Raw genomic sequence first — 22,110 nt, 5'->3', positions numbered from 1 at the left:
GCTGGGGCTAACAGCTCCCTCTCCCTGTGGGAGAGGGGCGGGGTGAGGGGAAAATGAGTTATGGCTTGGTAGGTGTTGAGCCCATCCAGTGCTGCCAATGGCGTTTGATCACCACCACGACCGGTGACTGTGCCACGCTTTCTGCAACGATGCCCAGCGCATGGCTGGCATTCATGCCTTCCTTCGGCAATTTAACTTTGCACTGCTTGATGCCACCGGTGAACGGATTTTTCGGCTGCGGTTTGTGTGGCTTGGATGGCGGCACATAGCCGCTTCCGCTCTGCTGCGGTTCATTGAGCAGCGAGCTGGGTTTCACCAGTACGATGTCGGAGGGCAGCGTAGCCAGCATCTGTTGCAGCACTTTTACCGTTGCCGGGCGCGGATGGCCTATGGCGATGGCCGATCCGTTGCGGCGCGCCAATTCGACGGCACGATTAAACTGGCGGCGGATATCGTCCGGGTTGGCCGTATCGTCGAGGAACACCTTGCGTTTGATCACCTTCACGCCGGTGCCCGCTGCCGCATGCGTGGCCTGGCTGTTGCCGATGGTCATGCTGTCGAGAAAATAGAGATGGTAGCTTTCCAGCGCCTGCATGACCTTTTGCATGCCCGGTAGGCTGGAGGTCATGGCGCTGCCCATATGGTTATTCATACCCACCGCAAAAGGCACGTTATTCACCGCATTACGGATGATACGCTGCACCTCTTCACTGCTCATGGAGGGTTGTAAGGTATCGCGCTCCAGCGGCTGTTTGCTGAGCGGAGCCATGGGCATGTGGATCAGCACTTCGCGCCCCTGGCTATGGGCTTTGGTGGCCATCAGATGGGCGTGAGGCGCATTGGGCAGCACGGCAACGGAGATCGCCGTCGGCATTTGCAGTACGGCATTTTCTTCATGTGGGCGATAACCCACGTCATCAATCACGATAGAGAGCTTGCCTGCCTGTGCTGCGCTAACGAACAGCAGCGCACTCAACAACAGGGCAGTACGCGTTTTGCTATAGTACAAATCTATCTTCCCAACCACGGCTGTGGGTTAACGGCCTGACCCTGGCGACGGATTTCGAAATAGAGCGATGGCGTTCCCTGACCACCGCTGGTACCGACCAGGGCGATAGGCTGACCGGCACGCACCTGCGCCCCGACGCTAACCAAAGCACTCTGGTTGTAGCCATACAGACTCATGTCGCCCTTACCGTGTTCGACCACCACCACCAGACCATAGCCTTGCAGCCAGTCGGCCAGCAGCACGCGGCCATCGGCAATGGCTTTCACTTCGCTGCCTTCGGCCGCGGAGATCACCATGCCTTTCCAGCGTAACTCACCTTGCAACTGTTCGCCAAAGCGATGCTCTATGCGGCCACGCACCGGCCATACGGCTTGGCCCGCAGGCTGGCCTAAACCGCCGGTTCGCGCCATCAGAGAACGCTCACCTTCGCTTGGTTTATAGCTGGTGCCGGTTTTCTTCGCCTGCTGTTCTTTGACTTTGACCTGCTCACGCACCTTGGCTGCTTCACGCGCTTCGCGTTCGGCTCGGGCGCGGGCTTCACGTTCGGCACGGGCGATCTGATCGCGCAGGCGGGTTTCGTTCTGGCGCAGTTCCACCAGCCGCTGCTGATCTTTTTCCAACGAGGCTTCTAACGCGGTCAGGGTTTTTTTACGGGCGATGCGCGCCTGTTCCAGTTTTTGCTGCTGGGTTTGTTGCTCGCCAAGCAAGGATTTCTGCTGACCCTGTTTGGCCACCAGCGAGCTCTTTTGCTCTGCCAATTGCTTGCGGGTCTGCTTGAGCTGTTCAATGGACTGCTGGCGCGCTTCGTTCAGATAGCCAAAATAGGCCAGCATGCGTTCACTGCGCTGGGTTTCTTCACCGCTGAGCACCAGCTGCAAGGCGCTGTGTTGCCCCTGACGGAAGGCGGCATCGAGCTGTTTGGCGAGGATTTCCTGCTGGGTGGACTGCTGTTTTTGAAGCTTGGCGATGGAGGTGTTGAGCCCGGAAATGTCTTTGCTCAGTATGTCGAGCGTACCTTGGGTATCACGCAGCGAACGGCTGGCTTGCGCGATGGTCTTTTCCTGGAGTTTGAGCTGATTTTGCAGCGAACTGCGCTGTTGTTGCTGTTGTTTAACCGCTTTTTCTTTTTCAGCGATGCTCTGCTGAATGTCTTTGAGCTGGGATTTGTTATCTTCCGCGGCGTTGCCGGTGAATGGCAACAGCAATGCGCCAGCGAAAAACACGCTGGCGCAGATAGTGGTTAACTTCCGTGGCGCGGAGCGTTCAGGCAACGGTTGGCTGCCTGAGTTTGCGCTTCGGGTTACCCTTGATAGTGCAAAATTCGCCTTCTCCCTCATGGGAAAGGATTATTCCACGATGAACAGCGGCTTACCAGTCATCTCTTGCGGGATTTCCATTCCCATCAGTGACAGCATGGTTGGAGCGATGTCGGACAGTTTGCCACCTTCTACCGCTTTGGCGGGTTTACCGATGTAGATCAACGGCACTGGCAAGCTGGTATGGGCGGTGTGCGCCTGGCCGGTAGCCGGATCGCGCATTTGCTCGGCGTTACCGTGATCGGCGGTGACCAGCAGTTGGCCGTCAACGGCTTTCACCGCTTCTACTACCTGCTCAATACAGTTATCCAGAGTTTCTACCGCTTTGACGGCTGCATCATAGACACCGGTGTGGCCAACCATGTCGCCATTCGGGTAGTTACAGATGATGGCGTCATATTTACCGCTGTGGATGGCTGCCAGCAGCTTTTCGGTCAACTCGGCGGAGCTCATCTCTGGCTGTAAATCGTAGGTGGCCACTTTTGGCGAGTTGATCAGAATACGGTCTTCACCTTTGAACGGTTCTTCGACGCCGCCGTTATAGAAGAAGGTGACGTGAGCGTATTTTTCGGTTTCCGAGATGCGCAACTGGGTTTTGTCGTGCTTCATCAGCCATTCACCGAAGGTGTTGGCCAGTGAGGCTGGTGGATAGGCACAGGCGGTTTTGATGTCGGCAGCGTATTCAGTCAGCATGACGAAATCACCAAACTTGACCACTTTGCTACGTGGGAAGCCGTCGAAATCGGCATTGACGAAGGCGCGGGTGATCTGGCGCGCACGGTCGGCACGGAAGTTCATGAAGATTAACGCGTCGCCGTCGTTCATCTCGGCGCTGGCTTCGCCCGCTGCCTGGATCACGGTCGGTTTAACGAACTCGTCGTTTTCGCCACGGGCATAGGCAGCCTGTAGCGCGGCCACGGCGTTGTCGGCGGTGAATTCGCCTTTGGCCTGGGTCATCAGATCGTAGGCCAGCTGTACGCGGTCCCAACGATTATCACGATCCATCGCATAGTAACGGCCGATCACTGTGGCGATACGTCCGGCACCCAGCGTGGCAAATTCGTCACTGAAACGTTTCAGTGAATTTTCAGCACTGCGCGGTGGAGTGTCGCGTCCATCCAGGAAGGCATGCAGGTAAACGGCTTTGGCACCACGCTGTGCGGCCAGTTTGATCATCGCCAGGATATGTTCTTCATGGCTGTGGACGCCACCAGGAGACATCAGGCCCATGATATGTACCGCTTTGCCTGCCTTCACGGCCTTGTCGACGGCGCTGGTCAGCGTTGCGTTGGTGAAGAAGTCACCGTCTTTGATCTCTTTATCCAGGCGGGTCAGGTCCTGATACACGATGCGGCCTGCGCCGAGGTTCACGTGACCGACTTCCGAGTTACCCATTTGGCCATCAGGCAGGCCGACATCCAGACCGGAAGCGGCAATCAGGGTATGTGGCTGTTGTTGCCACAGACGGTCCATGACCGGCGTTTTGGCGTTCAGGATCGCGTTGTCCTGTTGCTCTTCCCGATGGCCGTAGCCGTCCAGGATCACCAGTACCATGGGCTTTTTCTTGCTCGACATTGCAGTAACCTCTTTATGATCGTTTTAAGTTGTGAATAGCCATCAGCCCATTGGCACTGGAATGATGGCTATTCACCCTCTGGAACCTGATGATACTACAATGTGGCCGACTAAAAAGAGCCCAAAGAGATCAAAGATGCGGTGAACAGCCTCGACTTTCTCAACGTCATGACGGTAATTTTCCAGTGTACTCCGCAGTTTCTGCATTCCCGTTTGCTTATTGGCTGTATTTGACGCATTCGGCAGGTATACTCTGAAACCTTGACTTATTTTTCCCTTAACTGACGGGAGTTGTTACACCCCATGCTGCAAGAAATTATGCAATTTGTTAGCCGGCACCCCATACTTAGTCTGGCCTGGGTCGGTCTGCTGGCTGCCGTGATCGTCATGACCTTCAAGAGCCGTTTTTCCAAGGTTAAAGAGATCGCCCGCGGTGAAGCTACTCGCTTGATCAACAAAGAAGATGCGGTAGTAGTAGATACCCGTACCCGTGATGATTTCCGCAGAGGCCATATCGCCAACGCGATCAACCTGACGGCGAGCGAGATCAAAACCGGCAGCTTCGGCGAACTGGATAAACACAAGGCCCAGCCGGTCATCGTGGTCTGTGCCAATGGTACCACCTCACGCGAACCCGCAGAAAACCTGAGCAAAGCCGGGTTTGAACAGGTCTATACCCTGAAAGACGGCATTGCCGGCTGGAGTGGGGAAAACCTGCCGTTGGCGCGTGGCAAATAAATTATAGTGTGATTGAAGGGGTTTCCATGGCTAACATTGAGATCTACACCAAGGCAACCTGCCCGTTCTGTCATCGCGCCAAGGCGCTGCTGAACAGCAAGGGAGCTGCGTTTAGCGAGATTGCCATCGATGGTGATAACGTCAAGCGTGAAGCAATGATTGCGCGCAGTGGGCGAACCACCGTGCCTCAGATTTTCATCGATGGCCAACATATTGGCGGCTGTGATGATTTACATGCACTTGATGCTCGCGGTGGGCTGGATCCGCTGCTGTAAACCAGCGGCGGTCCCACTGCCAAGATGTGGGTATTGCAACCACTGAGTGTCTCTAAGGATAGTTAACCAAGGGTATTACACACATGTCAGAACAAAACAGCACAGAGATGGCTTTCCAGATCCAACGCATTTACACCAAGGATATCTCATTCGAAGCGCCAAACGCTCCGCAGGTATTCCAGCAAGAATGGCAGCCAGAAGTTAAGCTCGATCTGGATACGGCTTCCAGCCACCTGGCAGACGACGTCTACGAAGTGGTACTGCGCGTTACCGTTACCGCCTCTCTGGGTGAAGAAACCGCATTCCTGTGTGAAGTTCAGCAGGCAGGTATCTTCTCCATCTCCGGTATCGAAGGCACGCAACTGGCACATTGCCTGGGTGCATACTGCCCGAACATCCTGTTCCCGTACGCGCGTGAGTGCATCACCAGCCTGGTTTCTCGCGGTACCTTCCCGCAGTTGAACCTGGCACCGGTAAACTTTGACGCGCTGTTCATGAGCTATTTGCAGCAGCAGGCGGAAGGCGAAAGCGCTGAACCTCATCAGGATGCCTGATGAATACCGTCAATGCTTCAATGACTGTAATCGGTGCCGGCTCGTACGGCACCGCTTTAGCCATTACGCTGGCGCGTAACGGCCACCCGGTAGTGCTATGGGGGCATAACCCCGAGCAGATCCAGATTATGCAGCGCGATCGTTGCAATCAGGCGTTCCTTCCCGGCGTCCCTTTCCCCGATACCCTGTTGCTTGAAACCGATCTTGCTCGTGCATTAGCGGCCAGCCGCGATGTGCTGGTGGTGGTGCCTAGCCACGTGTTTGGTGACGTATTGCGTCAGTTGAAACCCCATCTGCGCCCAGATGCCCGCATCGTATGGGCGACCAAAGGTCTGGAAGCGGAAACGGGGCGGCTATTGCAAGACGTGGCTCGCGAAGCGCTGGGGGATACCATCCCACTGGCGGTCGTTTCTGGGCCAACGTTTGCCAAAGAGCTGGCGGCCGGATTGCCAACGGCGATCGCTCTGGCAGCCACCGACGAGCAGTTTGCCGAAGATTTACAGCAGCTGCTGCACTGTGGCAAAAGCTTCCGCGTCTACAGCAACCCGGATTTCATTGGGGTACAGCTGGGCGGCGCGGTGAAAAACGTGATTGCCATCGGTGCCGGTATGTCTGACGGTATCGGTTTTGGTGCCAACGCGCGTACCGCATTGATCACTCGTGGCCTGGCGGAAATGAGCCGTCTCGGCTCGGCATTGGGAGCCGATCCTTCCACCTTTATGGGCATGGCTGGGTTGGGCGATCTGGTGTTGACCTGCACGGATAATCAATCGCGCAACCGTCGTTTCGGTATTATGCTGGGGCAAGGCAAGGGCGTGCAGGAAGCGCAGGATAGCATCGGCCAGGTGGTTGAAGGCTATCGCAATACCAAAGAGGTATTGGCACTGGCGCAGCGCTTTGGCGTAGAAATGCCGATCACCGAACAGATCTATCAGGTGCTGTACTGTGATAAAAATGCCCGTGAGGCAGCGTTGACTCTGCTTGGGCGCACCAAGAAAGACGAAAAGCACAGTGCTTGACCTTGGCAGCGGTACAGCAATGTATCGCGCCGCGACAATTTGATTAGGTTACCCTGCCGGGATCAGGCGGGGTAGTCTGTTTTGGCAGAGAGGAAGCGATGTCGTCAGAAGAGTTAGAACAGGTCTGGAGCAGCATTAAATCAGAGGCGAGAGCACTGGCAGATTGTGAACCGATGCTGGCTAGCTTTTTCCACGCGACCTTGCTCAAGCATGAAAATCTGGGCAGCGCGCTCAGCTACATTCTGGCGAACAAACTGGCCAATCCGATCATGCCGGCGATTGCCGTGCGTGAGGTGGTGGAAGATGCCTATCGTTCCGACGCACAAATGATCGTCTCAGCGGCCCGCGATATTCTGGCGGTGCGGTTGCGTGACCCCGCAGTAGATAAATATTCAACGCCGTTGCTATACCTGAAAGGTTTCCATGCCTTGCAGGCGTACCGCATCGGCCATTGGTTGTGGATGCAGGGCCGCCAGGCATTGGCGATCTACCTGCAAAATCAAATCTCGGTCGCCTTTGGGGTGGATATCCACCCGGCGGCCACCATCGGCTGCGGCATCATGCTCGACCACGCCACCGGCATTGTGATCGGTGAAACCGCCGTGGTGGAGAATAACGTCTCTATCCTGCAGTCGGTAACCCTGGGCGGGACGGGCAAAACCAGCGGCGATCGCCACCCTAAAATCCGCGAAGGTGTGATGATTGGCGCGGGGGCTAAAATCCTCGGTAATATCGAAGTGGGGAAAGGGGCCAAGATTGGTGCCGGTTCCGTGGTGCTACAGCCCGTGCCACCACATACCACCGCCGCAGGCGTGCCCGCACGTATTGTTGGCCGCCCGGAAAGCGATACGCCATCGATGGATATGGACCAGTACTTCAACGGTGCCAATCACGGGTTTGAGTATGGCGACGGTATCTGAGTAACCCCTCAGTGGTAATATCCCCAAATCCCATGTAAAACGCCGTGTGATGGCAATATCACACGGCGGTTTGTCGCTTACACCTTATGTTTTTCTCTCAGTGGAGCTGCGCCTTGAACCGCCTGACCGAAAAGCAGCTCCAGACTCTCTTGCTGCAAAAAAACCTCGCCAAGCAAACAGTCCCTGAAGTTTCATTAACTACGGCGCTGGCCGCTGCTTTCAAAACGATGATCCAGCAGGGGGAGTTCATCACGGGGCAACGTTTACCGGCCAGCCGTGCGTTGGCAGCCTCACTGCAGTTATCCCGAGGGACCATTGAGAACTGTTATACGGCGCTGGAAACCGAGGGATACGTCTGCAGAGAGGTGGGTCGGGGAAGCTTTGTTGCGCAAAGGCAGCAACCTTTGCTGGGTCTGACTAGTGAGCACTCAGCTGCACCTTCCGGCAGCCAGGTCACATTGAGCCGGAGATCGTCACAGCATACCAGGCCTGAATCAGGCAACCTGCCCCAGCAGCGGGCATTTGGCCCCGGCATGCCTGAAACCCGCAATTTTCCGATCCATACCTGGCTCAGGTTATATCAGCAAACCGTCAAAGAAGAGGGGTTGTCTATCTCGGCAGGCAGCAACTTGCAGGGCAATATTCACCTGCGGGAAGCCATTTGTGACTTCCTGCTGGCCGAGCGGGGCGTGAAGGCACAGGCCGATCGAATTCTGATTGTGAGCAGTACGCAACAGTCGCTGTCTTTATGTGCGCAGGTCCTGGCAGACGCTGACGATAGCGTCTTTATCGAAAATCCGGGGTATACCGGTGCGATTAAAGCCTTCCAGGCGGCACAGCTCAAGCCGATCCCGATTACCGTGGATGAACAGGGGATTTGCACCGATGAAATCATTCACTCGCAGGCTAATGCCAGATTTGTCTATGTCACCCCTTCCAACCAATATCCGACCGGTCGAGCACTTTCGCTGGCCAGGCGGTTGGCATTGATTGAGGCGGCAAAAGTTCGGGATATGTGGATCATTGAAGATGACTACGACAGCGAGTTTCATTACCAAGGCATTGCGACGGCCTGTTTGCAGGGGTTAGACCCCCATCAGCGCACCATTTATATGGGCACGTTCAGTAAAACCCTGTTTCCGGATCTGCATGTGGCTTATATGGTACTGCCAGAAGCGCTGGTAAAACCCATGACCACCGCGCGGGCGAATATGGACAGCCAGGTTTCGGGGATCGCTCAGCGCACGTTGGCAAAATTTATTATGCAGGGACATTACCGAGAACATGTCCTGACGATGAAGAAAATCTATTCATCGCGTGCGGCGTTGTTTATTAACGAGATCAACAAGCACTGCGGCTTAAAGGTGAAGGTTATTGTACCTAACTGCGGCTTGCAAATACTCTGCCTGGTGGAAAGTAAACAGCTTGAGCAAGAGGTTGCCCATCGCGCTGCTCAGAATAAGTTAACCCTGAAAAGCCTTTCCGAGTTTTGTACGGAAGATATTCCCTTATCTGGCTGGCTGCTGGGCTTCGCGGCTCTGGATCCTATTGAGATAGCCTATAACGTCGAGCAGTTTTCCCAGTTGCTAACGCGCTGTTTAAACGAGATGGATACTTAGCCGCTGAAATGGTCCGGTGTCTATAGCGGATTGGTCCATTAACCCCACCCTATGGCATCGCCTATACTTGCGCCACTTTGAACATGCAGGGGTAGGACTATGTTGATGACTAAAAATGGCGTTACCATTAGGGACATAATCGCTTCAGATAGAGCGGGTTGGGAGCATCTGTGGCAGCAATATCTGCACTTTTATCGTGCCGATGTCAGCGCCGAAATCACCGAAAAAACCTTTATCCGCCTGTGCCAAAAACAGGATTTGGTCGGGCTGGTTGCCGTTAACGATCAGGGGCAGATCCTCGGCTTTATGCATTTGGTATATCATGCCTCGACGTGGAGCGATAAAAACTATTGTTATATTGAGGATCTGTTCGTTGATAAAAGCGCGCGGGGACAAAACGTGGCAGAGAGCTTATTTACTGAAGCTTATCAACAGGCGGAAGTGAGAGAGTCAAGCCGCGTTTACTGGATGACCCAGGAGTTCAACTCCTCTGCCCGTTCGCTGTACGATAAAATCGGCCAAAGAACCTCGTTTATTATTTATAGTAAAAAATAGTACGGCGTTAATAATAAGGCGACGGGGTTTAACCGTCGCCTGTTGATTATTCTAGATAAAACACTTCACGCAGCGGTGAGCTGACCGGGCTATGATCAGGATTGCTCGGCATCACGTCGCCCATATGCTGCCACCAGCGCTGGCAGACGGCGGTGTTGGCCACTGCATCCCAACGTTCTTCTGACTCAATCTCCACATAGCCAAACAGCAGGTGGCGTGCTTCGTCCAGGAAGATGGAATAGTGGTGTGCACCGTGCTCCTTCAGCACCTGTTCCAGCTCTGGCCAGATCGGGCTGTGGCGGCGCTGGTATTCGGCGTGTGCATCTGGGTTTACCTGCATCACAAAAGCTTTACGGATCATAGGTTTTCCTTAAAGATCACAGCGCGGCTAAATACAGCGCACGAACCTGTTCGCGATCTGCCGTGCGTGGGTTGCAAGGGGCGCATGGGTCAGCCAGCGCTTTATCCAACCAGCCTTCGATATCCGCTTCCTTGATACCCAGGGCCGAGAAACCTGCCGGGATACCCACGCGCAGCGAAATCGCGTGAATGGCGGCTATCGCCTGATGGCTGGCCTGTTCTTCGTTCATGCCTTGCGTGTCTGCCCCCATTGCCTGCGCAATACGGGCAAAGCGAGCCACGGCATTCGGGCGGTTAAACTCTTCGATTACCGGCAGCAGGATGGCATTGCAAACGCCGTGTGGCAGATTGTGGGTCGCGCCTGGCTGGTGAGCCAATGCGTGCACCAGGCCAAGCCCGGCGCTGTTGAACGCCATCCCCGCCAGGTATTGCCCATAGGCCATCATTTCCCGCGCTTGCAGGTTTTTGCCGTCATCTACCGCGGCAGGTAGCCAGGTGCTAATCAGGCGGATGGCTTCCAGCGCTGAGTGATCGGTCAGAGGATGAGCGCCCACGGAAACATAGGCTTCCACCGCGTGGGTCAGCGCGTCCATACCGGTGGCGGCAGTCACGCTGGCGGGAATATCCAACATCACCTGCGGGTCGTCCACGGCGATGTCAGGGATGATGTTGGTGTCGATGATCACTTCTTTGACGTGGCGCAGGCTGTCGATGATCACCGCGTTGCTGGTCATCTCGGCTGCGGTGCCCGCAGTGGTATTGATCGCCACCAAAGCTACGCCCGGATGTTTGACTTTGCCAACGCCGGAATAGGCGGTAGAGGGGCCAGGGTTGCCGGTGAGGATTTTGATCGCCTTGGCGGTATCGATCGGGCTGCCGCCACCGAAGGCAATCAGATAGTCGCACTGCTGCTGTTTGAACGCTTGCCAGCCTTGCTGCACCAGTCCTTCGGTAGGGTTGGGAAATACCTCATTGAACATGGCATAAGGCAGAGCATGCTGCTGCATGGCGCTGAATAGCCCTTCCAGCAGGCCGAGCTCAACCAACTGACCGTCGGTGACGATCAGCGCCTTACCCCATTGCTTCTGTGCCAGCAGCTTGACCATATCTTCAATGGCGCCGCAGCCGTGCAAACTGATTTTCGGTAATGCCAGCATGAAACTCATGATATTGCTCCTGAAATGAGAAACCGTTGTGATGCGCCCGCCGTAGCGGACGCAGGGCACCGATGTCTCAATCCTTGAGCGCGGCGGCCAGTGGCGTTACGCCGAAACGCTTGGCCAGCGCCGTCAGTTGGCTGCCGGAAATGGTTTGCTTCTTGCCACCCATCGACAGCACTTTCACCATGATCTCGGCCGATTTTTCTGCGGTGTCGATCAGGCCGAAAGCGTCGTCCAGCGTTGGGCCAGAGCCGAAAATGCCATGGAACGGCCACAGTACCAGACTGTGTTCCTGCATCTGTTCGGCGGTCTGGGTGCCGATGCCGTCGGTTCCTGGCACCATCCAGGGCACGATGCCTATGCCGTCTGGGAACACCACCAGGCACTCGGTGCTGCCTTCCCACAACAGGCGGGTGAAGCTGGCGTTGTCCAATTCCTGCACAAAGCTTAGGGCGATCAGGTTGGTGGCATGGCAGTGCATGATGACGCGATCACGGCCAGAGGTGACGTTCATGCGCACGATGTGCGACTGGAAATGCGCCGCCAGTTCCGAGGTCGGAAAACCTCCCTGGGAAAGCCCCCAGTGGATGTGGTATGCGGTGCCGTTGTGGTTCAGTTGCAACAGCACCAGATTCTCTTGCGGCGCCAACTGCACGTTGCGGAAGAACTTGCCTGAACCGGTGACCAGGAACCAGCAGTTGGCCAGTTCGGTTGCCGGTTGCGTTAGCTCTACGCAACGCGGATCGGCCACGAAATCGCTACGGAAAGGCTCAACATCTTCCGCCAAAAGCCGCAGGCTGACGTTGCCGCCGTTGCGCTCATCCCAGCCTTTTAGCCACATGTCGCTGGTGGCTTTGATCATGCCCTGGACGAACCAGGAGGAAACTATCTGTTGCATTGCGCTACCCTTAACGTTGGCTGAGGATCTGTTGTTCGTAGTTGCGTACGTTGTTGAGCCAGCTGGCATCGGCCGGGACATCGTTACGCTGACAGTAGGTTTCCCACACGGCTTGCCATGGCAGGCATTTCTGTTCTTCCAGCAAGGCCAGGCGGGCGGTGTAATCGCCGCTCTCTTCGATCTTGCGCAGCATCTCGGTCGGCTCCAGCAGCGCACGCAGCAGGGCTTTCTTCATGTTGCGGGTACCGATCACCCAGGCGGCGATGCGGTTGATGGAGGCGTCGAAGAAGTCCAGGCCGATGTGGACGCGGTTGAACAGGTTGTTGCGCACGATCTCACCGGCAATCGCCTGCGTTTCATCGTCCAGCAGCACCACGTGGTCACTGTCCCAGCGTACCGGGCGGCTAACGTGCAGCAGCAGGCGTGGTACATACAGCATGGCGCTGGAGATCTTGTCGGAGATCACTTCGGTTGGGTGGAAGTGGCCCGCATCCAGACAGAGTGCGGTCTGGCGGCTGGTGGCATAGCCGAGATAAAACTCGTTGGAGCCCACGGTGTAGCTCTCTGCGCCAATGCCGAACAGCTTGCTTTCCACCGCGTCGATATGGTGTGCCGGGTCGAGTTTTTCGCTAATTACTTCGTCCAGCGCGCTCATCAGACGCTGGCGCGGTGCCAGGCGATCGATCGGCGTATCTTTCATACCGTCCGGGATCCAGATGTTCATCACCGAAGGCGTACCGAGCTGTTCGCCAAAATAGGCCGAGACGCGGCGGCTAGCCTGGCAATGTTCAATCCAGAACTGACGGATTTCCGGGTTGGCATGTGACAGCGTAAAACCGTCGGCGCTCAGCGGGTGCGAGAAGCATGACGGGTTGAAATCCAGCCCCAACTGGTGCTGTTTGGCCCACTCCACCCAGTTTTTAAAATGGCGTGGTTCAATTTTGTTACGGGCTACCGGGGCATCCGACTCCAGATAGATCGCGTGCAGGTTCAGGCGTTTCGGGCCAGGGATCAGCGCCAAAGCCTGTTCCAGATCGGCCCGCAGCTCTTTGGCGTTGCGCGCTTTGCCCGGGTAGTTGCCGGTGGCCTGAATGCCGCCGGTCAGGGAGCCTTCCGGATTTTCGAACCCGGCCACGTCATCTCCTTGCCAGCAGTGCATCGACACTGGCAGGGTTTCCATAGCGCTAATCGCGGCTTCAACGTCCACGCCAACGGCAGCAAAGCGCTGTTTTGCCAGTTCCCAAGCTTGATCGATCGAGCTTTTCATATGCAAAGTTCCTTAGGTAATTGACTCAACGACTGAAATTGCGACCAGTGGGCGGCAAAGTCTGGATTGTCGCGAGGGGTAAAGTGTTGTAGTGGGAAGTTCTGTGCCACGATGCGGCGGAATTGCCCAATGTCGCTGACGGCGTCCAAGGCCATCAACTGGCAGCCGACGTTGCCCAGGGTTGAGGCTTCGATTGGCCCGGCGCTGATGGCCAGCCCGCAGGCATCGGCACACAGCTGATTAAGAAAATGGTTCTGGCTGCCGCCGCCGACGATATGCAGATGGCTGAGTGGGCGGCCGTGCATCGTCGCCAACTCCTGTGCGACCTGGCGGTAGAGCATGGCGAGGCTGTCGAAGATGCAGCGCACCAGTTGGGCTGCGGTTTCCGGCACCGGCATCCCGCGCTCGCGGCAGCTGTCCTGAATGGTTTGGCACATGTTGGCCGGGTTGATAAAACGATCGTCATTGGGGTTAACCAATGAACGACAGGCTGGCTGTTGGGCCGCCTGAGCGATCAGGGCTGGCAGATCGCTGATGTTCAATTCCTGCGTGGCGCGTTGCAGCAGCCAAAGGCCCATGATGTTTTTCAGCACCCGATAGCCCGTTGCGCCGCCCTCATTGGTGATATTGGCCGCCAATGAGGCCGGGTGAACCACCGGGACTGGGCTTTCGATGCCCATCAGCGACCAGGTGCCGGAGCTGAGATAGGCGGCATTGGCATCTTGCAATGGCGTTGCAAGTACCGCGCTGGCGGTGTCGTGCGTTGCCACGGCAATCACCGGGATCTGCTGGCCGCTGGGGCTGGTCCAATAGCCCACGCGGTTGCCTGGTGGCGTTGGTTTGCCAAACCAGCTGGCAGGTACCCCGGCCCAGGACAACAGTTCCTCATCCCATTGATCGCTTTCAATATTCAGGAGCTGGGTGGTGCTGGCATTGGTGTATTCCCAGTTCAGTTCCCCTGTCAGGCGAAAGTGCAGGTAATCTGGGATCAGCAGCAGGTGAGCCACGCGATCTAACCGTTCTGGCTGCTGTTCGCGCAGGGCACGCAGTTGGTACAGCGTATTGAAAGGCAGGAATTGAATGCCGGTGCGTTGATAGATATTGCTGCGGCCCAGATCCTGCTGGGCTGTTGCCATCAGCCCCTGGGTGCGGGCATCACGGTAGGACACGGCCTGGCCGACCCGCTCACCTTGCGCATCCAACAGTACAAAATCGACACCCCAGGTATCTATGCCGATGCTATCAAGGCGAATGCCTTCGGCATCAAGCTGTGCGAGTGCCTGGCGGATATTGCCTTCCAGCGCATCCAGATCCCAGCAGTCTTGCCCGGCCCGGTGCTGCAAACGGTTGGTGAAGCGGCTGACTTCACGCAACTGGAGTTGTTGCTGTTGCGGTTGATAGCTCGCCAGCATCACTCGTCCACTGGAGGCTCCAAGATCGATGGCGACAGTATTGCGAATAGTCATGAGAGAAAGCCCGTGATTGCTTGATGCGAGCAGTGTAGGAAGTTGCCGCTGCCTGGGCCTTCTCGCCACTGCCAACGCCTGAGAGGGATTGGCAAAATGGCAAAGGTAAAGGTGAAGTAGCTCACAGTTTGCGACTCGAGCCGGTTTTCGCCCGGTTGTGACCTTGTACGCATTTCTCAACATTGCTACGGCTTTCTTAAAAAACGCGCAGCTTTAGCGCGCTTTTCGGTCAAAACCTTAAGGTTTGTTGCCGGGCGCTTCTCTTACTATCGATTACCGACGTTGCGCGGTAATCCCGCCGCGCCAAAGCTCTGGGGGCAAGATGAACCTATTGCACAGTAGTGATTTTTTCCCTTCCTGCAGCGCGCCCGTGGTGATCGAACCTCGCGAACCGCAGCAGGCTTTTCCAGAACATCATCATGATTTTTAAGAAATTGTGATTGTCGAACAGGGGGCGGGGGTGCATGTGTTTAATGGCAATCCCTATACCCTTAACAGCGGTTGCGTCTGTTTTGTGCGCGATCACGATCGCCACCTGTTTGAACAGACCGACGGCCTGATCCTGACCAATATTCTGTTCCGGGCGCCGGACGCCTTCCGCTTTGTCTCCGGCGTGGAGCAGTTCCTGCCGCGCGAGGCCGATGGCGTCTACCCGGCCCATTGGCGTATCAGCCAGCAGGTGTTGCAACAGGTCAAGGGGCTGATTGCGCAGCTCGCGGCGGCACCTGCAGGTGAGCGGCCAGAAGAGATAGCGCTGCATGAAAGCGTCTTTATGCAGCTGTTGGTGCAGCTGTGGCAGGGCTGTCTGGCCCGGCAGGGGGACGATCAGGAGGGGCGTTTGCATCAGCTGTTGGACTGGCTCCAGGGCCACTATGCTGAATCGATCGAATGGTCCGAACTGGCCGATCGCTTTGCCATCCCGCTGCGTACGCTGCACCGGCAGCTGAAACAGCACACCAACATGACGCCACAGCGCTACCTGACCCACCTGCGTTTGCTACAGGCTCGCCATATGTTGTGCCACAGCGATAGCAGCATCACCGATATCGCTTTTCGCTGCGGTTTCGGCGACAGCAACCATTTTTCGACCCTGTTCAAGCGTGAGTTTACCTGCCCACCCCGTGCGCTACGTGGTATGCGCTAGCAGCGTGAAAATCACGACTGCATCAATTTTCCTCGCCGCGTGTTCGGCAATAATGCCCAGTCGTGCCAACCAGGAAAGGTGTGAGATGAGGGAGACGTTACTGTTAGAGAGCCGCGATTATCTGCCCTCGGTACAGATGCCGGTGGCCGTGGCGGAGCGCTATCCCCAGATGGGATTTGCCACGCATACTCACCAGTTTTGCGAGATTGTGATCGTTTGGCGTGGCAATGGCCTGCACGTGCTGAACGATCGCCCTTACCGGAACACCTGCGGGGATATTTTTTATATCCGTGCCAGCGATTGCCACAGCTACGAGTCGGTACACGATCTGGTGCTGGATAACGTCATCTATTGCCCGGAGCGTCTGCGGTTGAATGCCCAGTGGGAAAGCCTGCTACCGCCGTTTGATACCTCCAGCGAGCGCTACTGGCGGCTCTCTACCCAAGGCATGGCGCAGGCCCGGCCGATTATCGCCCAGCTTTCGCAGGAGAGCCGTAAAACCGACTCGTTATCGATCCAGTTGACGGAGGCTTTGTTGCTGCAATTGGCGATCGTGCTCAAACGCTATCGCTATGCGGTGGACTGCGTGCATATGTTGCCGGACGGCGAACAGTTGGATTTGCTGATGGCAGCGTTGCAGAACGGCATCGACGGCGACTTTGATCTGCCGGCTTTTTGCCGGCAGCATCAGTTGACCGAGCGGGCGCTGAAGCTGCTGTTCCGCCAGCAAACCGGCATGACCATCAACCACTATCTGCGCCAGATCCGTTTATGCCAGGCCAAGCGCCTGCTACGCCGCAGTGAATACCGCATCAGCGATATTGCCGCCCGATGCGGGTTTGAAGACAGCAACTATTTTTCCGTGGTGTTCACGCGCGAGGCCGGAATGACCCCGCGCGAGTATCGCCAACGGTTTATCGCCTAGGGGCTAGGCGATCCGGTTCGTGCGGATATGCAATATCTGGGCGAGTTTTTCCAGCCGTTCTCCCTGATGGCCAATGCCGATAGCGCAGTGGTGGGCAGGGCCAGCCAAGGACCACTCACGGGTAAAGGTCCTGGCATCCAGGCTGAAACGGTAGCGGCTGTTGGTATTGCCGATATCCAGCGTTTCCCCCGCCACCGAAAGCCCTTCGGCATACTGCAACACGACGTCGCCGTCACGTTCCTCAACCACAGACAAGAAGGTGACCGGGCCGTTTTTCACCGACATCTGAATCGAAACGCCACAACCCGGCTTGCCGTGATACACCGGCAGCGGCACCAGGCGTACATCGCCCTCTGCCATCAGCGGATGCGCAGGCCCATCGTGGCCCCATAGCACAGCGTCATCCTCGAATTCGATGCCGTAAGGTTCGGAGAAGGATCCACCAGCTCCCAGCAGGGCGAGGATTTTCATGGCGATCGCGTTTTTGACTTCATACTCACCGGCGACCGGGATGCCTTTTTGGGTCAGCAGGGTGTTACCTGCAATCACCGACGTAACGATATTCTCGTAATCATTGCCGTTTTGCCCTTCGTAATAATAGGCCATTGCGCCCAGCCCATGCCGTTCTACCAGCCGATCCAGCGCGCAGGCGGTATGCGCAGCGCGTTGCAATTCGGCCTCTGAACAGAGCTCGTCCACCACAAAGGCGTTGTGCATTTCATCCCGCTTAAGCTGAATTTGCGCTGTGGTGCTTTGTTGGCGCAGAGCGTTCAGCTCGCACATTTCCAGCGGTTTGAAACGCACACCAAGCCGTGCGGAAAGGTTGGTCAGATTGCTGTAGACGTCGATCATCCCGTCGTAATAGTGGCCGAGCAGGCCGATCTGTGTGGTGCGTAACGCATTACGCAACGCGAAAGCGGTCAGCCAGTTGTCCAACTCCTGCCAGACTTGTGGATCGCCCTGTAATGCCCCCACCAGCAGTTGATACTCGATCCCGGCGCGATTAAACACGTTGGCCAATTCGGGAGCGCTACACGCCTGGCAATGGGCAAGCCATTCGCCAGTGCGATCGCCGCGATCTGCCATGGCGAGTATTTTCTGGTAGGGCAAACCGGCCTCTGGCTGCAAGGCTAATACCAACACCGGTTTACCCAGGGCTTGCACCAGCGGTAATACGGTGGCACTCAGCGCGTAGGTGCTGATGTAAAGCACCACCACGTCTACCGGCTGGTGGCGAGCCTCTGCCAACAACGCATCGGCGGCAGCGACCGAATCCACCAGCCCACCACGCTGAATCAGGTGACCGCTGGAAAGGCGTTCGGCGATCTGTTCGAGGTAACCTTCAAGGCGGGGCTTAAGGCCGCTAAACTGCGGCCAGTAAGTGTCAAGCCCGATACCAAATAGCAAGATATTCAAAGGACTATTCATCTTTCGCCCCTCAAGATGCCATGCCCAAGCCAACGATGTTGGCAGCCAGTATAATCACCAGGCAACCGAGGCATAGCACTGCCACCGGCTTTCTGGTCCCGCATTTCCACTCTTTCAGCAGTAGCCCGACGATGCCGCCGCACAGTACGTAGAAACTCATGTGCAGCATCCAGCTCATGTAGTCGTATTGTGCCGGGATCTTGGCGTGGCCCCAGGCGTAGAAGAAGAATTGCAGATACCACATCAGCCCGGCCAGCATCGAGAACAGCACGTTGGCGACCAGCAGCTTTTTCGGCAGTGAGAAATCGGCTTTCACCGAGATATTTTTCAAGGTGGCCAGGCGGATCAGGCAGTAGCCCAGGTTGATCAACGCGCCGCCGCCCATAATCACCACATAGCTTGGCAGGGCAACATACAACGGGTCGATGCCCAGTGCTCCGGCGGCTTCATGCATCGGTTTGGCCGCGTCCATGGCGAAGGACATCCCGGCGGAGAAAATGCCGCACATCACCGCCAGCGCCAGTCCCTTCTTGAGGCTGAACTCCTCGGCGCGGATGCCCATGGCCCGCTCTTTCAGCAAGCCTGCATAGCTGACGATCACCACGCCGACCAACGCCACAAATACCCCAACCAGCGACAGGCGGCCACCTGCAGTGCCGAACAGTAGTTCAAAGCGGCCCTGCAATAGCGGTGTCATCAATGTGCCTATGATCAACGTGATGCCGATGGCGATACCAATCCCCATCGACATCCCGAGATAGCGCATGGTCAGGCCATAGTTGATATTACCGATCCCCCACATAGCGCCAAACAGGAATACCGGTAGCAGGGTGGCGGCGCTGAATGAGCCGTAATACTGCCAAAAATCGGGCAGCAGCATATAGCTGATGGCCCAAGGCAGGATCAGCCAGGAAACGAAACCGCCGATCGACCACATGGTTTCCCAAGACCAGTTTTTGACCTGTTTGAATGGTGCGTAGAAGCAGGCCGCACTGGCCGCCCCGACCAGGTGCCAGAGTATCCCTAGCAGAATGGCGTTGTTCATCTTGTTATCCTTGTTGTTGTTGGCGTGGTGACGTAGAGCGCAGAGACCACGGATGAACAGGGAGTCTAAAGAGACACTAGGGAAGGAACCTTCGGTTGGCTGCCGGTTGCCGGGAGAGCATGGCAAAATTCAGCGGGTGCGGGTGTTGACGATCACAAATTTGGCAGGGCGGCGATCGGGCGATGTCTGGCTGGCAGGCGATCGCCCAATAGGGATTACTCTTTAAGCAGTGCGCCCGCATAACCCAGTTGGCGCCAGGCTTCGTAAACTACCACTGAGACGGCATTGGACAGATTCATGCTGCGGCTTTGGGCCTGCATGGGAATACGGATCTTCTGCTGTGCGGGCAACGCATCCAGAATGCTGGCGGGCAGGCCACGGGTTTCCGGGCCAAACAGCAGATAGTCCCCAGCCTGATAGCTGACAGCGCTATGCGCCGGTGTGCCTTTGGTGGTCAGGGCAAACAGCCGCTGTGGATTTTCGCTGGCGAGGAAGGCGGCATAGTCGGCATGGCGCTTGATGCAGGCAAATTCATGATAATCCAACCCGGCACGGCGCAGGCGTTTGTCGTCCCACGGGAAGCCCATAGGTTCGATCAGATGCAGTTGGAAACCGGTGTTGGCGCACAGGCGAATGATGTTGCCGGTGTTCGGCGGAATTTCAGGTTCAAATAAAACGATATTCAGCATGTAAAAAGCCCCTCATGACGAGGGGCGCAGAATAGCAAAATCTTTGGGTGCTGGCGATTAGCGCTGATGCAGCGGCAACCACAGCACCAGACGCAGGCCACCCAGCGGGCTGTCTTCCGCTTTCACCCAGCCGCGATGCTGATTGACGGCGGATTCGACGATGGCCAAGCCCAGCCCGGTACCGCCGGATTGACGATCGCGTGCTTCATCGGTGCGGTAGAACGGCCGGAAAATCTGCTCACGATCTTCCGGGCTGACGCCTGGGCCATCATCGTCCACCACGATGGTGATCCCCTGATTATCGGCGCTGAATGCCACCGCGATGCGCGTATTGGAATAACGCAGGGCATTACGCACAATATTCTCCAGCGCACTGTCCAGGGCACCTGCGTTGCCGTAAATCGTCCATGGGCCAGGAGGGGAGGTGACCTCCAGCTGTTTGCCCATCTGTTCGGCTTCGAAACTGGCGTTGTCCAGCACGTCGGCCCACAGTTCGTTGGCCTTCAGCAGTTCGCGCACCAGCTCGCTTTTCTGTTGGCCACGGGAGAGCAACAGCAGATCGTTAATCATCGAATCCAGCCGTTGGGCTTCGGTTTCGATACGCGCCAGTTCATGGCCTTCACCGTGGCGGCGGCGCATCAGGGCGGTTGCCAGCTGTAGACGCGTTAACGGGGTGCGCAATTCGTGGGAGATATCGGAAATCAGCCGTTGCTGGGCCGTCATCATCCTTTCGAGCGCGCTGACCATCTGGTTGAAACTGGCCCCGGTGGCAAGGAATTCCTGCGGCCCGGCTTCCAGCTCTGGGTGTTGCTTAAGGTTGCCACGGGCTACATCATCGGCGGCATTTTTCAACTTACGCGCCGGTTTGGCCAGGCTCCAGGCCAGCCACAGCAACAGTGGGGCACTGATCAACATGGTGACGATCAGCAGCAACAGCGGCCGGTCGAACATCAGGTTGATAAAATCGGACTGCGAGCTGCTGGCCGGGCGGATCAGGTACAACTGGTAATTGTCTTCACCATCACGCACCGAGAACGGGCCAACCAGTTCGACGCGGCCATATTTTTTCTTTTGCGGTTGGTCGGAGTTGTCCGACTGGCCGATAAAGTTGCGCACGATCTGCATTTCGTTGCGCTGCGCGCCGATCACTCGCCCTTCGCTGGTCACCAACAACAGGCGCTGGCCCGGCGGTGCCCATTTTTCGATGGCGCGGAACAGGCGGCGCCACCACATCAGATCGTTGGCCGGATCGTTTTGCAGTTCGGCTTCGACATGCTGTTCCAGCATCAACCCCTGCCGCTGTTCGCTTTCCAGCAGCGTGGTCATTTGGCGGGAGTCGAGTTTGGGCACCATCAACACCAACATCAGCACCAGGGCCAATGTGAACCAGAAAATGGCGAAGATGCGTGCCGTCAAGCTGTTGATCATGCTGCTGATACCATCAGATAGCCCCGTCCGCGCAGGGTTTTGAACCAAGGATGCCCATCTTTGCGGTCCGGCAGTTTGCGCCGCAGGTTGGAGATATGCATATCAATGGCGCGATCGAACGGCGTCAGGCGTTTGCCCAGCACTTCCTGGCTGAGGAGTTCACGGGAAACTACCTGGCCGAGATGTTGTGCCAGCAAATATAGCAGGGTAAATTCGGTGCCTGTCAGATCCAGCACTTGCCCGTCGAAGCTGGCTTCCTGGCGGCCGGGGTTCAGTTGTAGGCCGTCAACGTCCAGCGTAGGTGCGCTGGTATCCACATTCTGTTGCTGTTCGCTCCAGTTGGAACGGCGCAGAATGGCCCGGATGCGGGCAACCAGTTCGCGATCGTTAAAGGGTTTTGCCAGGTAGTCGTCCGCACCCAGTTCCAGGCCAAGGACCCGGTCCAATTCGCTGCCGCGAGCGGTTAGCATGATCACCGGCGTCTGGTGGTGCTGGCGCAATTCTTTCAGCGTATCGATACCGTTTTTCTTCGGCATCATGATATCGAGCAACAGCAGATCGATGGAGCTGTCCAGTAACGACAACGCCTGTTCACCGTCGTGAGCCACAACGATGTTAAAGCCTTCCATTTCAAGCAGTTCTTTCAGTAGCGAGGTGAGCTCGCGGTCGTCGTCAACTAACAGAATTTTGTGCATATGTGATTTACCTCCTGACGCAAAA

At 56.6% G+C, this 22,110-nt stretch carries 21 protein-coding genes and 1 pseudogene; 9 read left to right on the top strand and 13 right to left on the bottom strand.

Going from position 1 to position 22,110, the window contains the following annotated elements:
• Nucleotides 1–58: 58 nt before the first annotated feature.
• From ACKWMY_RS15585 to gpmM, 3 genes are read right to left on the bottom strand one after another with little or no spacing between them, the layout of a single operon-like run.
• The gene (locus ACKWMY_RS15585; protein ID WP_409486575.1) at nt 59–1,009 is read right to left on the bottom strand and encodes a divergent polysaccharide deacetylase family protein; all 951 of its coding nucleotides are present in this window, start codon (nt 1,007–1,009) and stop codon (nt 59–61) included.
• Between the two features lie 2 nt (nt 1,010–1,011).
• Nucleotides 1,012–2,346 (bottom strand): murein hydrolase activator EnvC, encoded by a 1,335-nt coding sequence (gene envC, locus ACKWMY_RS15580; RefSeq protein ID WP_024527886.1) that lies wholly within the window; start codon nt 2,344–2,346, stop codon nt 1,012–1,014.
• Between the two features lie 9 nt (nt 2,347–2,355).
• Entirely contained in the window at nt 2,356–3,900 is a 1,545-nt protein-coding gene (gene gpmM, locus ACKWMY_RS15575; protein ID WP_074029864.1) for a 2,3-bisphosphoglycerate-independent phosphoglycerate mutase, read from the bottom strand.
• 303 nt (nt 3,901–4,203) lie between these two features.
• On the opposite strand from gpmM, the gene ACKWMY_RS15570 reads away from it, so the two are divergent.
• The 7 genes from ACKWMY_RS15570 to ACKWMY_RS15540 all read left to right on the top strand — a co-directional run bounded on the left by ACKWMY_RS15570 (nt 4,204) and on the right by ACKWMY_RS15540 (nt 9,580).
• Complete coding sequence (locus tag ACKWMY_RS15570) at nt 4,204–4,638, top strand: rhodanese-like domain-containing protein (RefSeq protein ID WP_021807259.1); 435 nt, start codon at nt 4,204–4,206, stop codon at nt 4,636–4,638.
• Nucleotides 4,639–4,664: 26 nt separating this feature from the next.
• Nucleotides 4,665–4,913: a glutaredoxin 3 gene (gene grxC / locus ACKWMY_RS15565; RefSeq protein ID WP_024482902.1), complete on the top strand. Its 249-nt coding sequence runs from the start codon at nt 4,665–4,667 to the stop codon at nt 4,911–4,913.
• Between the two features lie 83 nt (nt 4,914–4,996).
• A complete protein-coding gene (gene secB / locus ACKWMY_RS15560; protein WP_021181865.1) occupies nt 4,997–5,467 on the top strand; it encodes a protein-export chaperone SecB in 471 nt (156 codons plus the stop codon).
• The gene (gpsA, locus tag ACKWMY_RS15555) at nt 5,467–6,486 is read left to right on the top strand and encodes an NAD(P)H-dependent glycerol-3-phosphate dehydrogenase (RefSeq protein ID WP_024482901.1); all 1,020 of its coding nucleotides are present in this window, start codon (nt 5,467–5,469) and stop codon (nt 6,484–6,486) included. The genes secB and gpsA overlap by 1 nt, the downstream gene beginning before the upstream one ends.
• A 98-nt stretch (nt 6,487–6,584) precedes the next feature.
• Nucleotides 6,585–7,406, top strand: coding sequence for a serine O-acetyltransferase (gene cysE / locus ACKWMY_RS15550; protein ID WP_021181867.1), 822 nt, complete (start codon nt 6,585–6,587; stop codon nt 7,404–7,406).
• 113 nt (nt 7,407–7,519) lie between these two features.
• Nucleotides 7,520–9,025 carry a PLP-dependent aminotransferase family protein gene (locus ACKWMY_RS15545; protein WP_409486574.1) on the top strand — a complete coding sequence of 502 codons (1,506 nt, stop codon included), beginning with the start codon at nt 7,520–7,522 and terminating at the stop codon, nt 9,023–9,025.
• Nucleotides 9,026–9,124: 99 nt separating this feature from the next.
• Nucleotides 9,125–9,580, top strand: a complete 456-nt coding sequence (locus ACKWMY_RS15540) for a GNAT family N-acetyltransferase (protein ID WP_024527889.1) — start codon at nt 9,125–9,127, stop codon at nt 9,578–9,580.
• Nucleotides 9,581–9,626: 46 nt separating this feature from the next.
• Here the strand turns inward: ACKWMY_RS15540 and rhaM are convergent, their stop codons facing one another.
• The 5 genes from rhaM to rhaB all read right to left on the bottom strand — a co-directional run bounded on the left by rhaM (nt 9,627) and on the right by rhaB (nt 14,677).
• Complete coding sequence (rhaM, locus tag ACKWMY_RS15535; protein WP_024527890.1) at nt 9,627–9,941, bottom strand: L-rhamnose mutarotase; 315 nt, start codon at nt 9,939–9,941, stop codon at nt 9,627–9,629.
• A 16-nt stretch (nt 9,942–9,957) separates the two neighbouring features.
• Complete coding sequence (gene fucO / locus ACKWMY_RS15530; protein WP_409486573.1) at nt 9,958–11,106, bottom strand: lactaldehyde reductase; 1,149 nt, start codon at nt 11,104–11,106, stop codon at nt 9,958–9,960.
• Nucleotides 11,107–11,173: 67 nt separating this feature from the next.
• Nucleotides 11,174–11,998, bottom strand: a complete 825-nt coding sequence (gene rhaD / locus ACKWMY_RS15525) for a rhamnulose-1-phosphate aldolase (RefSeq protein ID WP_065683752.1) — start codon at nt 11,996–11,998, stop codon at nt 11,174–11,176.
• 10 nt (nt 11,999–12,008) lie between these two features.
• A complete protein-coding gene (locus tag ACKWMY_RS15520) occupies nt 12,009–13,265 on the bottom strand; it encodes an L-rhamnose isomerase (RefSeq protein WP_024527893.1) in 1,257 nt (418 codons plus the stop codon).
• Nucleotides 13,262–14,677 carry a rhamnulokinase gene (gene rhaB / locus ACKWMY_RS15515; RefSeq protein WP_024527894.1) on the bottom strand — a complete coding sequence of 472 codons (1,416 nt, stop codon included), beginning with the start codon at nt 14,675–14,677 and terminating at the stop codon, nt 13,262–13,264. The genes ACKWMY_RS15520 and rhaB overlap by 4 nt, the downstream gene beginning before the upstream one ends.
• A gap of 376 nt (nt 14,678–15,053) precedes the next feature.
• Between rhaB and rhaS the strand changes: the two are divergent.
• Nucleotides 15,054–15,875 (top strand): annotated as a pseudogene (rhaS, locus tag ACKWMY_RS15510) (HTH-type transcriptional activator RhaS).
• 85 nt (nt 15,876–15,960) lie between these two features.
• Nucleotides 15,961–16,800: an HTH-type transcriptional activator RhaR gene (gene rhaR, locus ACKWMY_RS15505; protein WP_409486572.1), complete on the top strand. Its 840-nt coding sequence runs from the start codon at nt 15,961–15,963 to the stop codon at nt 16,798–16,800.
• A 3-nt stretch (nt 16,801–16,803) separates the two neighbouring features.
• On the opposite strand, the gene ACKWMY_RS15500 is transcribed toward rhaR, so the two are convergent.
• From ACKWMY_RS15500 to cpxR, 5 genes are all read right to left on the bottom strand, one after another.
• Nucleotides 16,804–18,228 carry an L-fucose/L-arabinose isomerase family protein gene (locus ACKWMY_RS15500; RefSeq protein ID WP_024527896.1) on the bottom strand — a complete coding sequence of 475 codons (1,425 nt, stop codon included), beginning with the start codon at nt 18,226–18,228 and terminating at the stop codon, nt 16,804–16,806.
• A gap of 10 nt (nt 18,229–18,238) precedes the next feature.
• Nucleotides 18,239–19,273, bottom strand: coding sequence for an L-rhamnose/proton symporter RhaT (rhaT, locus tag ACKWMY_RS15495; RefSeq protein WP_024527897.1), 1,035 nt, complete (start codon nt 19,271–19,273; stop codon nt 18,239–18,241).
• A 215-nt stretch (nt 19,274–19,488) separates the two neighbouring features.
• Complete coding sequence (trmL, locus tag ACKWMY_RS15490; RefSeq protein WP_021807233.1) at nt 19,489–19,962, bottom strand: tRNA (uridine(34)/cytosine(34)/5-carboxymethylaminomethyluridine(34)-2'-O)-methyltransferase TrmL; 474 nt, start codon at nt 19,960–19,962, stop codon at nt 19,489–19,491.
• A 57-nt stretch (nt 19,963–20,019) separates the two neighbouring features.
• Nucleotides 20,020–21,390 (bottom strand): envelope stress sensor histidine kinase CpxA, encoded by a 1,371-nt coding sequence (cpxA, locus tag ACKWMY_RS15485; protein ID WP_024527898.1) that lies wholly within the window; start codon nt 21,388–21,390, stop codon nt 20,020–20,022.
• Complete coding sequence (cpxR, locus tag ACKWMY_RS15480) at nt 21,387–22,085, bottom strand: envelope stress response regulator transcription factor CpxR (protein WP_021181873.1); 699 nt, start codon at nt 22,083–22,085, stop codon at nt 21,387–21,389. The genes cpxA and cpxR overlap by 4 nt, the downstream gene beginning before the upstream one ends.
• Nucleotides 22,086–22,110 lie beyond the last annotated feature (25 nt).

The sequence above is a fragment of the Serratia sp. J2 genome, assembly GCF_046269175.1.
Classification (GTDB): Bacteria; Pseudomonadota; Gammaproteobacteria; order Enterobacterales; family Enterobacteriaceae; genus Chania; species Chania fonticola_C.
Note: the sequence above shows the minus strand (reverse complement) of the source record. Positions and strands in the feature narration are given on the sequence as shown.

What these genes read in the sequence shown, in the direction of transcription:
- trmL (WP_021807233.1), bottom strand. Translation starts at nt 19,962, where the DNA reads ATGCTGAATATCGTTTTATTTGAACCTGAAATTCCGCCGAACACCGGC.
- ACKWMY_RS15540 (WP_024527889.1), top strand. Translation starts at nt 9,125, where the DNA reads ATGTTGATGACTAAAAATGGCGTTACCATTAGGGACATAATCGCTTCA.
- ACKWMY_RS15500 (WP_024527896.1), bottom strand. Translation starts at nt 18,228, where the DNA reads ATGAATAGTCCTTTGAATATCTTGCTATTTGGTATCGGGCTTGACACT.
- gpmM (WP_074029864.1), bottom strand. Translation starts at nt 3,900, where the DNA reads ATGTCGAGCAAGAAAAAGCCCATGGTACTGGTGATCCTGGACGGCTAC.
- cysE (WP_021181867.1), top strand. Translation starts at nt 6,585, where the DNA reads ATGTCGTCAGAAGAGTTAGAACAGGTCTGGAGCAGCATTAAATCAGAG.
- gpsA (WP_024482901.1), top strand. Translation starts at nt 5,467, where the DNA reads ATGAATACCGTCAATGCTTCAATGACTGTAATCGGTGCCGGCTCGTAC.
- fucO (WP_409486573.1), bottom strand. Translation starts at nt 11,106, where the DNA reads ATGAGTTTCATGCTGGCATTACCGAAAATCAGTTTGCACGGCTGCGGC.
- rhaM (WP_024527890.1), bottom strand. Translation starts at nt 9,941, where the DNA reads ATGATCCGTAAAGCTTTTGTGATGCAGGTAAACCCAGATGCACACGCC.
- ACKWMY_RS15520 (WP_024527893.1), bottom strand. Translation starts at nt 13,265, where the DNA reads ATGAAAAGCTCGATCGATCAAGCTTGGGAACTGGCAAAACAGCGCTTT.
- cpxA (WP_024527898.1), bottom strand. Translation starts at nt 21,390, where the DNA reads ATGATCAACAGCTTGACGGCACGCATCTTCGCCATTTTCTGGTTCACA.
- cpxR (WP_021181873.1), bottom strand. Translation starts at nt 22,085, where the DNA reads ATGCACAAAATTCTGTTAGTTGACGACGACCGCGAGCTCACCTCGCTA.
- ACKWMY_RS15570 (WP_021807259.1), top strand. Translation starts at nt 4,204, where the DNA reads ATGCTGCAAGAAATTATGCAATTTGTTAGCCGGCACCCCATACTTAGT.
- grxC (WP_024482902.1), top strand. Translation starts at nt 4,665, where the DNA reads ATGGCTAACATTGAGATCTACACCAAGGCAACCTGCCCGTTCTGTCAT.
- rhaB (WP_024527894.1), bottom strand. Translation starts at nt 14,677, where the DNA reads ATGCTGGCGAGCTATCAACCGCAACAGCAACAACTCCAGTTGCGTGAA.
- envC (WP_024527886.1), bottom strand. Translation starts at nt 2,346, where the DNA reads ATGAGGGAGAAGGCGAATTTTGCACTATCAAGGGTAACCCGAAGCGCA.
- rhaD (WP_065683752.1), bottom strand. Translation starts at nt 11,998, where the DNA reads ATGCAACAGATAGTTTCCTCCTGGTTCGTCCAGGGCATGATCAAAGCC.
- secB (WP_021181865.1), top strand. Translation starts at nt 4,997, where the DNA reads ATGTCAGAACAAAACAGCACAGAGATGGCTTTCCAGATCCAACGCATT.
- rhaR (WP_409486572.1), top strand. Translation starts at nt 15,961, where the DNA reads ATGAGGGAGACGTTACTGTTAGAGAGCCGCGATTATCTGCCCTCGGTA.
- rhaT (WP_024527897.1), bottom strand. Translation starts at nt 19,273, where the DNA reads ATGAACAACGCCATTCTGCTAGGGATACTCTGGCACCTGGTCGGGGCG.